Consider the following 14,065-nt stretch of genomic DNA (forward strand, 5'->3'; position numbering starts at 1 on the left):
GTCATTGGATTCCGCCCCTAGCATGAGGCGCTGGGAAATCAAAAGCAGGAAGTTCGAGTGTTGGGTCGCCCTCGCGAGTGAACAGATTCGCTTGATCCTTCATCCAATCAACCATGAACGAACCAGCTCCCTCGTCACGAAATTGTACGATGCCCGGCAGGTGCAGCCGCTCGATGTTCCCTCGGATAGCCTTTTCAAGCTCGACAACCTCGGCTAAGCGGCGAAGGTCGCTAACGAAATCTAGAACGACGACTTTATTTTTCCTTGGACTAATGCGTAGTCCTCGCCCCAACTGCTGCACAAAGATCCGACGGCTGTGTGTGACGCGCATGAATACAATCATGTCGACGTCAGGCACATCTACGCCCTCATTAAATAAATCACGAGTTGTAACCACATCGAGGGTCCCCTTTCGGAATGCAGCCATTGCTCGATCACGTTCTCGAGGGGGCATTTCGCCAGTTATTGGTTCAGCGCGAAAGCCGAAGAGCCTCAGCATGGCCGCGAAGCTTTCGGCGTGGGCCACCGAGGAACAGAATATTATTGCCGAGCGCCGGACTTCTTTATCGAATGTGTCCCGAATCGCGCGCGCTGCCTCCTCGTCACGTGTTGGCAGCAATAATAGTTTGTTGAGCTGCATGATTGAATAGCGGTTGCTTGAGTGCGATCGCACAAATGACCAGTCAATATTGTCGGCGAGCAGACGGTAATCCGCCTCGCAGAGAAAACCTCGCTTGAGGCCTTCGGCGATACCAATTCGTACGACGGGAGGACCCAGCAGGAAATCAATATCATAGCCATCACCACGCCATGGCGTCGCTGTGACGCCACCGATCATCGCGTGCGCCATCTTATCAGTCACGCGGCGGAAGGTGTCTGAGCCGACATGGTGCGCTTCATCGATCATTACAACCCCGAAGTCTGGTAATTCGTCGAGGCGGGAAACAGCGCTTTGAACGGTCGCGAACGTAATCCCATTCCATTCGCTCGGAAACTCACCACCGATCAGGCGGTGTGTCGGGACCCATTTTGGAAGCTGATCCCAAAATGCTTTCTGCAATTGTTCGACTAACTCTCTGGTCCCGGCGAGTACCAATGCTCTCCCTCCAGGAATCGCCTCATCGCGAAAGAGCTGCGCGATACTCTCTGCCAAGACGACTGTTTTTCCAAGTCCTGTAGCAAGAACGACCTGTCCCCGGCCAGTTTCGCGTAGCGAATCTACGAATTGATTTACAGCATCGCGCTGATAATCGCGTAGCTCTCGTCTGCTAGGCGGGTATTCAGGGCTACGCCTCGCCATTTCGAGCAAGGTTACCGGCTCAAGAATACCGATCTCTATACCTAACGCGGCCCAGCGACGAACGGCTGCTTGCATCGCCGGGCCGGGCCGACGGCTTGTGGCGACGTAGAGCCGATCGGCCTGATAATAACGCGCCGCTTCGCCGACTTGATCCACAGCTGCCGGAGATGGATAGCCGCTAGTTGTGAATTTGCATTGGATCACCCATACTTCAGAGTTCTTGACTGCGAGGACATCGGCCCCGACGTCGCCTGAACCACCAATAAGCCTTACATCCTCAAATCCATTGCATACTAGCAGCCGAGCAATATCACGCTCGAAGGCTTGCCATGGCCCTCTTAGCAAGCGCTGAGTGTGGAGAAAAGGCACCAGTGTCACGTCACGACATCCGGTCGGAGAAGCCGGAGCGAACATGTCGCTCGGATTACAGTGTCACGGGAGGCTCGCGCCAGATCCGCTGGCGTTTGATCGGCGAGCCATATGGCGTCGCCCAAGTACGCATCAAAGCGAGCGACGGTTGTAGCCTTCGCGTCATTCGTGACGTCAGCGGCTCCAAAGTCAAGGACAGCATATGCATCCTCCCAATACCCTCCGTCAAGAAATAGCTCAGGATGGCGCGTGAAAAATCGACGTACCGTATTACCGTCTGCGTAGTCCCAATATCGGCCGTCCACAATCAAAGCTCGTGGGTCGGCGACACCTCGACCGGCCATCCTGCGAGCGATGTCCCCTTTCTCACGATCGGACAGCTCGTCGTACACCGACTGGGCAGATAGTCCCTCTATAAGACGCGTCACCGAGCGGCAGATATCACTCAGAATACTACTCGCGAGAGCGATAATCTCCTGTTCGTCAAGCCGAGTGTCGCCACAATACTCAGAGCGAAATTCCGCGAGAACGATCGCTGGCGTCGCATCTTGTCGATGACCGCGAAGAAATTCAATCGTTCGATAGGTGAGATCGACCAGCAGCGCGTCGAGGGGCGTCATTGTCGAGGATCGAAACATTTCGTGTGTCGTATCGACGAGGTATGCATAGGTGCGTGTCGCGACGTTATCCAAGTGAAGCGCCCAAGGTTGGCCCGCTGGCAGTTGCGGGTCAGTCGGATCGACTGAGAAAGCTTCCACGTCGAACTCTGCACGGAATGTCGGATGAATGTACTTGCGAGTAAGTTCGTATATCGGGCGTCGCGCAGGGGCAGGCGCGACCGGTGCAATTTAAGGAAGCTGTTCACCGCTCGGTGGGCCGCTGTATGGACCTTCTGTATTGGAGTCCCCCCCGAAAAAGCCGGGAGGAATCAATATCCCGTCGCCGGTGTTAGGCGTATCGCCCAAAATTTTGGCATCTTGTTCCTCGACGAGTTGCCACCAGCGCTCGTCCGTCAAATAATCGGGGTCAGCATTGGCAAACAAGCTAGCCATCTGTAAGGCGCGATCATTGTCCTGAACGACCATAATTCGAGACCATAAACCGTTCTTGCCTTGAGGGCTGGTGCGACGGAAAGCCTGGAAAAGTTTATACAGTGGACTTTGGTTGCCGTAGAAACCCTTCTGTCGTGCGCTGTTGGGCCGCAATGGACCCTCGCCGCGAACAACCTGGATCATTTCAGCCCACGCTGGATCATCGCGTTCGAAGCGATTTTTGGTATAGCTTACTTGGCAATGGTCGAGGTGGATCTCTCCTACGAAACGCCCTCGGCTTCGTGGATCATCGATCGGATACTCTACCTCTTGATTTTCCCCATCGCTCCAAACGAAAAGATCTTTGCTCCCGATCTCAATCTTTCGGCCGTTTCTAATGAAGTCAATACCGAAATCTGTTTTGTCCAAATATCGTTGAAGGCCGACCCAGCCTTTGACCTTTCGTGGAGTCTCCAGGATGGTGCAGTTTGCGCTTCCAGTAGGACATTGCTCTTGATCGCTTGTCAGCGTACGCATACAGTGTTCGCAATATCGCCGCGGGGCGAGCGCGATATCAAACTGCTCCACCGCTCCAACAATGGTGCCGTCAGGCAGCTCGATGGATCGGCTTGGATCCCATACACAAGGCCGAAGCGGCGAGACTCTCATGCCACTTAACATCAAGCGGATCGCACCTGCTTCGGAATTGGATAAAAGCGCCGAGTATGTCTTGGCTAGGTGTTTTTTTATGGTCGTTCTGTTGTTGGCGCGCGCTAAGTACGCACGCTGCTCCGGCTTGAGTCGCGTTATTATGATTTCCGTGCCGTGGTCCTCATGATTTAACTTGGCTCGCGTCTGCCTCGGGACTTTGTAATTTCCGGAGGAGCGAAGTTCTTCCAGATCGATGCGGACGCCAATCTGTTCCGGATCGCCTCGACGGCTAGTCCAAATCTCCGTCACAACACCAAGACGGGCCGTCGCGATATTGAAGCCCATGCCGAATAGTCCTAGCTTCGATAGCGGATCGTTACCCGACCATCCTGCTCGAAGAGCATTCTCCAATGTCTCTAAGGACATCCCAGGACCATTGTCCTTTAATGATACTCGTGCATTTTCGGTGTCTGCTGTAGGTATGCTAACTGCAATTTCCGGATGTGCAATCGGCGTACCTGCCCTCATGGCATCAATGAAGCCGTCAATGGAGTTGTCGATGAGCTCAGCTAAGCATCGCCATTGCTCAAGATTGATCTCTCCGAGCATTTGCAATACTCGGGGTGTTGGTGTGATGTCCAATTCCTGTGTCATTTCTCACCTTGTTGAGGCTTTAGTCCGCAGTGCCCTTAGCACGGAACGGTTCGCATCGGACAATCGGACGATTCGGGCAGTTGAGTGTCTTCCGGCAAGCCGGAAATGGACCGAAGCGGTGAAAAGAACCGCAGCCCAAACAAGCGCCAACCTGTACGACAAGCGGTTTGCTTGGGACTATTCTTGGTGCCCTGGTGCAGAATCGAACCACCGACACGAGGATCTTCCATCCTGTGTCATCAATTACTCACTGATGCATGTCGACTTTTGCCTTTCACGTTTGCGAAAATAATAGATCGGCCGCCCGACTAGGTTCCTAGTCGCAGAATTATGGCGTCAGTTGCATATAGTCAGTTACATGTAATTTGACTCTATGGCAGCTAACCCTGCTTACACGTCGATATTACCAGCCCGCAGAGCATTGTTCTCAATGAACGCGCGGCGCGGCTCAACATCATCACCCATCAGCGTCGTAAAGATCTGATCCGCAGCAATCGCATCCTCAATCTGCACCTTCAGCAGACGACGAACGGTCGGATCCATGGTGGTCTCCCACAGCTGATCCGGGTTCATCTCACCCAGACCTTTGTAGCGCTGCTTGGACACCACACGTTCCGCCTCGTCGCGCAGCCACTCCATCGCCTGGTGGAAGTCCACCACGGCCGATTCCTTGGTGCGCTCGCCTTCGCCGCGGCGCACGTAGGCGCCTTCGCCGATCAGGCCCTTGAACGTGGCCGCCGCGCTGGCCAGCACGCCGTAGTCCGCGCCCTGCACGAAGTCCGCGTCGATCGCGCTGACCTTCACGTTACCGTGGTGCATACGCTCGATGCGCAGCGCGTGTTTCTCGGACAGCTCATCCGATATCACCGTCACCTTCACGCTGATGTCGTTGATCTCCGCCACCAGCGCGCGCGCCGATGCCTCGGCCTGCTCCTGCGTATCCAGGTTCAAGGTCACGCCGGTCATGATGGCGGTCAGTGCGGCACGGTCGATCACGCGCGTCAGACGCATCATGATGATGTTGGCCAGGTTGAACTGGCGCACCAGCTCGGCCAGCGGTTCGCCGACGATAGGATCGGCGCCTTCGCGCGGCATCAGCGCGGCGGTGTTCAGCGCCACGTTCATCATGTAGCTTGCTTCTTCCGCGTCATCCTTCAGGTAGCGCTCGTCGCGGCCGGCCTTGACCTTGTACAGCGGCGGTTGCGCGATGTAGATGTGGCCGCGCTCGACCAGCTGCGGCATCTGGCGATAGAACAGCGTCAGCAGCAGCGTGCGGATGTGGGCGCCGTCGACGTCCGCATCGGTCATGATGATGATGCGGTGGTAGCGCAGCTTTTCGACGTTGAATTCGTCCGGGCCGATCGACGTGCCCAGCGTGGCGATCAGCGTGGTGATCTGTTCCGACGACAGCATCTTCTCGAAGCGCGCCTTCTCCACGTTCAGCACCTTGCCTCGCAGCGGCAGGATGGCCTGGAACTTGCGGTCGCGGCCCTGCTTGGCGGAGCCGCCTGCGGAGTCACCCTCGACGATGTACAGTTCGCACAGCGCCGGATCTTTTTCCTGGCAGTCGGCCAGCTTGGCCGACAGGCCCAGGCCGTCCATCACGCCTTTGCGGCGGGTCAGGTCGCGGGCCTTGCGGGCCGCTTCGCGCGCGCGCGCCGCTTCGACGATCTTGCCGCAGATGATCTTGGCGTCGTTCGGTTTTTCCTGCAGGTAGTCGGCCAGCGTCTTGGCGACGATCTCTTCAACCGGGCCGCGCACTTCGGACGACACCAGCTTGTCCTTGGTCTGCGACGAGAACTTCGGCTCCGGCACCTTGACCGACAGCACGCAGGTCAGGCCTTCGCGCATGTCGTCGCCGGAGATTTCCACCTTGGCCTTCTTGGCGAATTCCTGCTCGTCGATGTACTTGTTGATCACGCGGGTCATCGCGGCGCGCAGGCCGGTCAGGTGGGTGCCGCCGTCGCGCTGCGGGATGTTGTTGGTGAAGCACAGCACCTGTTCGTTGTAGGCGTCGTTCCACTGCATCGACACGTCCACCGAGATGTTGGTGCCCTGGTCCGACAGGCGCTCGCCGGTGGCCTGGAACACGGTCGGGTGCAGCACGGTCTTGGCTTTGTTGATGTACTCGACGAAGCCGCGGGTGCCGCCTTCGAACGCGAAGATTTCTTCCTTGCCGGTGCGCTGGTCGGTCAGCTTGATGTTGACGCCGTTATTCAGGAACGACAGTTCGCGGATACGCTTGGCCAAAATCTCGTAGTGGAATTCGACGTGGCCGAAGATGGTCTCGTCGGCCCAGAAGTGCACGTCGGTGCCGCGCTTGTCGGTTTCGCCGATGACCTTGATCGGCGAGACGGCCACGCCGTCGCGCGTTTCCAGTTCGCGGTTGACCGGCACGCCGCGCGCGAATTCCATGAAGTGGACTTTGCCGTCGCGGCGGATGGTCAGCTTCAGGGTTTTCGACAGCGCGTTCACGCACGATACGCCCACGCCGTGCAAACCGCCCGACACCTTGTACGAGTTCTGGTCGAACTTGCCGCCGGCGTGCAGCTCGGTCATGACGATCTCGGCGGCGGAGCGCTTCGGATCGTGCTTGTCGTCCATCTTCAGGCCGGTCGGCACGCCGCGGCCGTTGTCGGTGATCGAGATCGAGTTGTCCGAGTGGATGGTGACGTGGATTTCCGTGCAGTGGCCGGCCAGCGATTCGTCGATGGAGTTGTCCAGCACTTCGAACACCAGGTGGTGCAGGCCGGTGCCGTCCGAGGTGTCGCCGATGTACATGCCCGGTCGTTTGCGGACGGCTTCCAGACCTTCGAGGATCTGGATCGATGCTGCGCCGTATTCTTCGGTTTTGGCCGGTACTGGGACTGGATTCTCTTCTGGGATGGCGGACATGTGCTGCTTTCTCTGTTATCGATTACTGGTGTTCTGACGGCGGCTGCAAAAAAAACTTAAATACGCATCGGCATGACGACGTACTTGAAGTCGGCATTGTCCGGGATCGAGATCAGCGCGGACGAGTTCGAATCGCCCAGCGCGACGTTGACCTGGTCGCACTTCAGGTTGTTCAACACGTCCAGCAGGTAGGTGACGTTGAAGCCGATGTCGACGCTGTCGCCGCCGTAGTCGATCTCCAGTTCTTCCACCGCTTCCTCCTGGTCCGCGTTGGTCGAGCTGATCTTCATGCTGCCCGGCGTGATGATGCAGCGCACGCCCTTGAACTTATCGCTGGTCATGATGGCGGCGCGTTGCAGCGAGCGCAGCAGCTCATCGCGGCCGATCGTGAATTCGTTCTTGTAGCCTTTCGGGATTACGCGCGTGTAGTCGGGGAACTTGCCCTCGACCAGCTTGGAGATCAGCTCGATGTCGGCAAAGGTCAGCTTGACCTGGTTGGCGGCGATGTCCAGCTGCACGGTCTCGTCGTTCTCTTCCAGCAGGCGCTGCAGTTCGATGATGGTCTTGCGCGGGATGATCACTTCCTGGCGCTCGAACGATTGCTCGGTCTCGACCTGGCAGAAGGCCAGGCGGTGGCCGTCGGTGGCCACGGCGATCACGTTCTTGCCGTCCAGGACCAGCAGCAGGCCGTTCAGGTAGTAGCGGATGTCCTGCTGGGCCATCGAGAAGTGCACCATGTTGAACAGGTGCTTCAGGGTCTTCTGCGGCAGCGTGACGGAGGCACTGTAGCTGTCGGCCTGCTGCACGGTCGGGAATTCCTCGGCGGCCAGGGTCTGCAGCGCGAAGCGCGATTTGCCGGTCTGGACCGTCAGGCGCTTGTTCAGCAAGGTCATCGTCACGTCGCCCGATTCAGGCAGCGCGCGCAGGATGTCGAGCAGCTTGCGCGCGGCCACGGTGGTGCCGGTCACTTCGCTGCCGGAGCCGATGTCGGCGTTGGTGGTGATCTGGACTTCCGTGTCGGTCGACAGGAAGGATACGCTCTCGCCCTCTTTGCGGATGAGGATATTGGCCAGAATCGGCATAGTGTGCCGACGCTCGACAATACCGCTCACGATCTGCAGTGGCCGGAGAAGGGTATCTCGGGTGGTTTTGACCAATTGCATAGATTATCCTCAATAGTAAAGATTAAACGATATTTTTATAACTATATTGCCTTGTGAGCAGCCGTGCTTTTTTGCCTAGATCATAAAGGCATTCCTATCGTCCGGCTAGCCTTTCAGCGTTTGCTCCAGCACGTGCAGCTCGTGGTTGCATTCCGGGTTCTTGGTGCGGTCCAGCGCGATCTTGCGCACCGCGTGCAGCACGGTCGTGTGGTCGCGGCCGCCGAACAGTTCGCCGATCTCGGGCAGGCTCTTCTGCGTCAGCTCCTTGGCCAGGTACATCGCGATCTGGCGCGGCCGCGCGATGTTGGCCGGGCGACGCTTGGAGTACATGTCGGCCACCTTGATGTTGAAGAAGTCCGCCACCGTCTTCTGGATGTTCTCCACCGAGATCTGGCGGTTCTGCACCGACAGCAAATCCTTCAGCGCTTCCTTGACGATGTCGATCGTGATGTCCTTGCCGTGGAAACGCGAGTACGCCAGGATCTTGCGCAGCGCGCCTTCCAGCTCGCGCACGTTGGAGCGCAGATGCTTGGCCACGAAGAAGGCGACGTCGTCCGAGAAGGTCACGCCTTCCTGCTTGGCCTTCTTGAGCAGAATCGCCACGCGCATCTCCAGCTCGGGCGGCTCGATCGCCACCGTCAGGCCGGAATCGAAGCGCGAGATCAGGCGGTCGTCCATGCCGGTGATTTCCTTCGGATAGGTATCCGAGGTGATGATGATCTGCTTCTTGGCCGCGATCAGCGCTTCGAACGCATAGAAGAACTCTTCCTGCGTGCGGCTCTTCCCGCCGAAGAATTGAATATCATCGATCAGCAGCATGTCGAGCGAGTGATAGTAGTGCTTGAAGTCGTCGAAGCCCTTGCGCTGGTAGGCCGTCACCACGTCGCGCACGTACTGCTCGGCGTGGATGTAGCGGATCTTGGCGCCTGGCTGGTCGGCCATCACCTGGTTGCCGATCGCGTGGATCAAGTGGGTCTTACCCAGGCCGACGCCGCCGTAGAAGAACAGTGGGTTGTACGACACGCCCGGATTGTTGGCCACCTGGATGGCGGCGGCGCGCGCCAGCTGGTTGGCCTTACCGGTGACGAAGCTGTCGAAGGTGAGGTCGGTGTTGATGCGGCTCTGCTCGCGGCGCGGCGCGGCCGAGGCCGGCAGTTCGGGCACCGACGGCACCGGATCGTTCGCACGGGCGTTGCCGTTCGGCGCGCCGTCGTTGTAGTCGGGAGCGGGCACCACGGTGGCCGGTTTTTTCGGCAGCGCCAGACGCGGGTCGAGCACGAACTGCACCTCGGTCGGCGCTTCCCAGTACTGGCACGCCAGCGCGGTGATGCGGCTGGCGAACTGGGTCTTGACCCAGTCCAGCTTGAACCGGTTGGGCGCGGCCACACGCAGCTTGCCCGCCTCGTAGTCGAGGGGGATGAGCGGTTTTATCCACGCGCTGAACTGTTGCGGCGTCAGCTCCAGCTCCAGCTGGGCGGAGCAGGTCTGCCAAAAATTTTCCATGAATCTTTATCTATTCTTTACTGCTGATCAGGGTGTCGGTGAACCTGGGTTCGCCACACGTAACGCGCTATTCTACTCTCGCCGGCGCAAGTTATCCACAGGCACGACGCTTATTTTCGCAGTCCCGGCGGCCCCGGCGCGGCCGCCGGCGGCCATCAGTTGTTGACAAGCGGGAGCTAAATGTTGATAATTCAGGGTTCCCCGCCCGTATTCCTAGTTTATTCACATGAACGTCAATATGGAGTAAGCGTGGATTTAGCGGGCGATGAGATGGACCCAGCTTGTGCCGGTAGCGTTGGCATGGGTGCGCGAAGTGTCATTGGCACCAAAAACTGACGGGGCCACAACCCGATTTTGCATTTTTTTCTGCTTTTAGCGAGACCAACATGAAACGTACTTACCAACCTTCCGTTGTACGCCGTAAGCGTACCCACGGCTTCCGCGCACGTATGGCTACCCGTGGTGGCCGTCAAGTGCTCAACGCACGTCGCGCCAAAGGCCGCAAGCGTCTGGCTGTATAAGCCAACTGCTTGTTAGCTGATCGCGTGGAAAGCTGTATTTCAAGCGGCTCGACAGGCGAAGGTTCACACGACTTCGCGCGCGTTCGGCGTATCGTTAAAACGGATGAATTTTCATCCGTTTTTCGTTTGCGCCCTACCCAGAAAAGCGCGCACTTCGTGCTTTACACCCGTCTGAATGAATTGCCGCATGCGCGGCTGGGCGTCGTTGTGGCCAAGCGATTTGCGCCGCGCGCCGTCACGCGCAACACGATCAAGCGCGTCACCCGCGAACTGTTCCGCCAGACCAGCCTGCCTGCGATCGATTGCCTGATCCGCCTGGCCAAGCCGGTCAACAGCAAGGACGGGCCGGCCACCACCGCCAAGCTGAAAGCGGCTTTGCGGGTGGAACTGGCACGCCTGTTCGCGCAGGCCAAGACGGCCAAGCCGCCCAAACCGGCCTTGCCTTCGGCGCCGCCGCCTCCATCTGAGGCCCCATGAAAACTCTGCTACGCTTGCTGCTGCGCTTTTACCAGCTGGCCATCAGCCCGCTGATGACGCCGAGCTGCCGCTTTCATCCGAGCTGCTCGAACTACGCGCTGGAAGCGTTGCAGGTGCATGGCGCCGCCAAGGGCAGCCTGCTGGCGGTCAAGCGCGTGTGCCGCTGCCATCCATGGAATCCGGGCGGGCATGACCCCGTCCCCCCCGCGGACGGCAAAACGAATTCCTCTACGACCGCTTGCGGTTGCAACCACTCCTGACAAATAGCCTAATGGATATCAATAAACGTACCATCCTGTGGATCGTGTTTGCCGTGTCGCTGGTAGTTCTCTGGAACAACTGGATGGTCTCGACAGGCAAGCCTTCCATGTTTGCTCCCGCCCCGGCGCAAACCGCCAAGGCCGCGGAAGCGAAGAAATCCGAACTGCCGGCCGCCTCCGCGACCGCGGCTGCCGGCGCTTCCGCACTGCCGGGCGCGCCCGCCGCGGCCGAGCCGTTCAAGAGTGAGCGCATCACCGTCACCACCGATCTGTTCCGTGTCGACGTCGACACCCTGGGCGGCACCATCAAGCGCCTGGAACTGCTGAAGTTCAAGGACGGCGTGGACCCGACCAAGAACCAGGTGCTGTTCGACGTGGACGCCGGCACCGGCAGGACCTATCTGGCCCAAACCGGCCTGATCGGCGCGCCCGGCCTGCCGAACCACCAGACCGGCTTCGTGGCCAAGCCAGGCCCGCGCATGCTGGGCGATGGCAACCAGGTGCAACTGGTGCTGGAAGCGGAATCGGCCGGCGTCAAGCTGACCAAGACCTTCACCTTCAAGCGCGGCGATTACGTGATCGACGTGCGCCACGACGTGACCAACGTCGGCACCGCCCCGGTCAAGCCTGAGCTGTACCTGCAGCTGGTCCACGACGGCAACAAGCCGGCCGGCGACTCCTACTTCAACAGCAGCTACACCGGCCCGACGCTGTACACCGCCGAAGACCACTACAAGAAGCTGAAGTTCGACACGCTGGAAAAAGAAGCCGCCGAAGCCGCCAAGACCGGCAAGGATGCCGTGCAGGATCACCCGACCAAGGCCGACAACGGCTGGTTCGCGATCTCGCAGCACTTCTTCGTCTCGGCCTTCGTCCCGCAGGACAAGCTGGCGCGCACCATCTTCACCAAGAAAGTGACGACCAACCAGTACGCGATCGGCACCATCCAGCAGCTGGGCACGCTGGCGCCGGGCGCCACCGTCAGCAACGACGCGCGCCTGTACTCCGGTCCGCAGCAATCGAAGCTGCTGGAAAAAGTCACCCCTGGCCTGGAACTGGTCAAGGACTATGGCTGGCTGACCATCATCGCCAAGCCGATCTTCTGGGTCATGGACCACATCCACCAGGTGCTGGGCAACTGGGGCTGGACCATCATCGCCTTCACCATCCTGATCAAGCTGGCGTTCTTCCCGCTGTCGGCCGCCGGCTACCGCAGCATGGCCAAGGTCAAGCTGGTCACGCCGAAGATGCAGGCCATCCGCGAGCGCTACAAAGGCGATCCGGCCAAGATGAACCAGGCCACCATGGAACTGTACAAGGCCGAGAAGATCAACCCGCTGGGCGGCTGCCTGCCTATCCTGGTGCAGATGCCGGTCTTCATCGCCCTGTACTGGGTGCTGCAGGCGTCGGTCGAGATTCGCGGCGCGCCGTGGATCGGCTGGATCACCAACCTGGCCGCGCCGGATCCCTGGTACATCCTGCCGGTGCTGTACGCGATCTCGATGTTCATCACCACCAAGCTGAACCCGGCTCCTGCCGATCCGATGCAAGCGAAGATGATGCTGTTCATGCCGCTGGCGTTCTCGGTCATGTTCTTCTTCTTCCCGTCCGGCCTGGTGCTGTACTGGGTTGTGAACAACGTGCTGTCGATCGGTCAGCAGTACGTGATCTCCAAGAAGTTCGCGCCGCCTGCGGCAGCCAACTCCTGATCACCAGCTGATGTTGCAGAAAAGCCCGTGTTAATCGCGGGCTTTTTTTTACCTTACAATTGCCCTTATGAACATCGACTCTTCCCCCATCGCCGCCATCGCCACCGCACCGGGGCGCGGCGGCATCGGCGTGGTCCGCGCCTCCGGCAAGCACCTGCAGCCGCTGATCACCGCGCTGTTTGGCGCCACCGCTTTGCAGCCGCGCCACGCCACCTACATCCCGTTCAAGCAGGCCGACGGCGCGTTGATCGACCAGGGCATCGCCATCTGGTTCAAGGGACCGCATTCCTACACCGGGGAAGACGTGCTGGAACTGCAGGGCCACGGCGGCCCCATCGTGCTGCAGCTGCTGCTGGCGCGTGTGCTGGAGGCGGGCGCCGAGATGGGCCTGCGGCTGGCCGAGCCGGGCGAGTTCACGCGTCGCGCCTACCTCAACGACAAGCTCGACCTGGCCCAGGCCGAGGCCGTGGCCGACCTGATCGACGCCTCCACCGAAGCGGCCGCCAAGTCGGCGTCGCAATCGCTGTCGGGCGCGTTCTCGAAGACCGTGAACGCGCTGGTGGACGGCGTGACCGGCTTGCGCATGCTGGTCGAAGCCACGCTGGACTTCCCTGAAGAGGAGATCGACTTCCTGGAAAAATCCGACGCGCGCGGCCAGCTGGCCGGCATCGTCGAGGCGCTGGAGCAGGTGTTCAAGCAGGCCTCGCAAGGCGCGCTGCTGCGTGAAGGCTTGAACGTGGTACTGGTCGGCCAGCCCAACGTCGGCAAATCGTCGCTGCTGAACGCGCTGGCGGGCACGGACGTGGCCATCGTCACGCCGATCGCCGGCACCACGCGCGACAAAGTCACCGAGACCATCCAGATTGAAGGTATACCTCTAAACATCATCGACACCGCCGGCATCCGCGCGATCGACGACGGCGTGGACGTGGTCGAGCGCATCGGCATCGAGCGCACCTGGGGCGAGGTCGGCAAGGCCGACGTCATCCTGCACCTGCTGGACGCCGACCACGGCCCGTCGCGCGCGGACGAGGGCATCGTCGCCGCCTTCCCGGCCGGCGTGCCGGTGCTGCGCATCTGGAACAAGATCGACCTGTCGGGCCACAAGCCGGGCGTCGATCCGATGGAGGATGCCACGCACGTCTACCTGTCCGCGCACGAGCACATCGGCATCGACTTGCTGCGCGCCGAGCTGCTGCGCATCGCCGGCTGGCAGCAGACTGGGGAATCGCTGTACCTGGCACGCGAGCGTCACCTGATCGCGCTGAAGAACGCAGGCGCCCACCTGGCGCGCGCCGGCGAGCACGCGGCGCAGAACGACCAGTCGCTGGACCTGTTCGCGGAAGAGCTGCGGCTGGCGCAGGTGCAGCTCTCCAGCATCACCGGCGCCTTCTCGTCGGACGACCTGCTGGGTGTGATCTTCTCCCGTTTCTGTATCGGGAAATAAGTGGCGTGCAATGCGATCGACATGGCGACCCGCCACGCCGGTCGCCGCACGGTTGCGAGAATTCGATAGACTTCGAGTTGTTGAC

At 59.8% G+C, this 14,065-nt stretch carries 11 protein-coding genes; 5 read left to right on the forward strand and 6 right to left on the reverse strand.

Translation table 11 applies throughout. The features are described from left to right. Position 1 precedes the first annotated feature (1 nt). The 6 genes from ACUJB0_RS30175 to dnaA all read right to left on the reverse strand — a co-directional run bounded on the left by ACUJB0_RS30175 (position 2) and on the right by dnaA (position 9,566). A complete protein-coding gene (locus ACUJB0_RS30175) occupies positions 2 to 1,669 on the reverse strand; it encodes a DEAD/DEAH box helicase family protein (protein ID WP_444848491.1) in 1,668 nt (555 codons plus the stop codon). 5 nt (positions 1,670 to 1,674) lie between these two features. Next, positions 1,675 to 2,361: a hypothetical protein gene (locus tag ACUJB0_RS30180; protein ID WP_444848492.1), complete on the reverse strand. Its 687-nt coding sequence runs from the start codon at positions 2,359 to 2,361 to the stop codon at positions 1,675 to 1,677. A gap of 156 nt (positions 2,362 to 2,517) precedes the next feature. Further along, positions 2,518 to 4,005, reverse strand: coding sequence for an ATP-binding protein (locus tag ACUJB0_RS30185; RefSeq protein ID WP_444848493.1), 1,488 nt, complete (start codon positions 4,003 to 4,005; stop codon positions 2,518 to 2,520). Positions 4,006 to 4,395: 390 nt separating this feature from the next. After that, positions 4,396 to 6,900, reverse strand: coding sequence for a DNA topoisomerase (ATP-hydrolyzing) subunit B (gyrB, locus tag ACUJB0_RS30190; RefSeq protein WP_444848494.1), 2,505 nt, complete (start codon positions 6,898 to 6,900; stop codon positions 4,396 to 4,398). A 56-nt stretch (positions 6,901 to 6,956) separates the two neighbouring features. Beyond that, on the reverse strand, positions 6,957 to 8,063 hold the full coding sequence (gene dnaN, locus ACUJB0_RS30195) for a DNA polymerase III subunit beta (protein WP_161084215.1): 1,107 nt from the start codon (positions 8,061 to 8,063) through the stop codon (positions 6,957 to 6,959). 105 nt (positions 8,064 to 8,168) lie between these two features. Continuing rightward, complete coding sequence (gene dnaA / locus ACUJB0_RS30200; RefSeq protein ID WP_117015706.1) at positions 8,169 to 9,566, reverse strand: chromosomal replication initiator protein DnaA; 1,398 nt, start codon at positions 9,564 to 9,566, stop codon at positions 8,169 to 8,171. Between the two features lie 386 nt (positions 9,567 to 9,952). Here dnaA and rpmH point away from each other — a divergent pair, with 386 nt between their 5' ends. The 5 genes from rpmH to mnmE all read left to right on the forward strand — a co-directional run bounded on the left by rpmH (position 9,953) and on the right by mnmE (position 13,980). Continuing rightward, positions 9,953 to 10,087 carry a 50S ribosomal protein L34 gene (gene rpmH, locus ACUJB0_RS30205; RefSeq protein ID WP_040378179.1) on the forward strand — a complete coding sequence of 45 codons (135 nt, stop codon included), beginning with the start codon at positions 9,953 to 9,955 and terminating at the stop codon, positions 10,085 to 10,087. A 36-nt stretch (positions 10,088 to 10,123) separates the two neighbouring features. Continuing rightward, a complete protein-coding gene (gene rnpA, locus ACUJB0_RS30210; RefSeq protein WP_117015739.1) occupies positions 10,124 to 10,564 on the forward strand; it encodes a ribonuclease P protein component in 441 nt (146 codons plus the stop codon). Next, complete coding sequence (gene yidD / locus ACUJB0_RS30215; RefSeq protein WP_444848495.1) at positions 10,561 to 10,824, forward strand: membrane protein insertion efficiency factor YidD; 264 nt, start codon at positions 10,561 to 10,563, stop codon at positions 10,822 to 10,824. The genes rnpA and yidD overlap by 4 nt, the downstream gene beginning before the upstream one ends. Positions 10,825 to 10,835: 11 nt before the next feature. Then, positions 10,836 to 12,533, forward strand: a complete 1,698-nt coding sequence (gene yidC, locus ACUJB0_RS30220) for a membrane protein insertase YidC (RefSeq protein ID WP_444848496.1) — start codon at positions 10,836 to 10,838, stop codon at positions 12,531 to 12,533. A 67-nt stretch (positions 12,534 to 12,600) separates the two neighbouring features. Beyond that, complete coding sequence (gene mnmE / locus ACUJB0_RS30225) at positions 12,601 to 13,980, forward strand: tRNA uridine-5-carboxymethylaminomethyl(34) synthesis GTPase MnmE (protein WP_444848497.1); 1,380 nt, start codon at positions 12,601 to 12,603, stop codon at positions 13,978 to 13,980. Positions 13,981 to 14,065: the final 85 nt, after the last annotated feature.

The organism is Duganella caerulea (assembly GCF_040362985.1).
Taxonomy (GTDB): domain Bacteria; phylum Pseudomonadota; class Gammaproteobacteria; order Burkholderiales; family Burkholderiaceae_D; genus Rugamonas; species Rugamonas vulcania.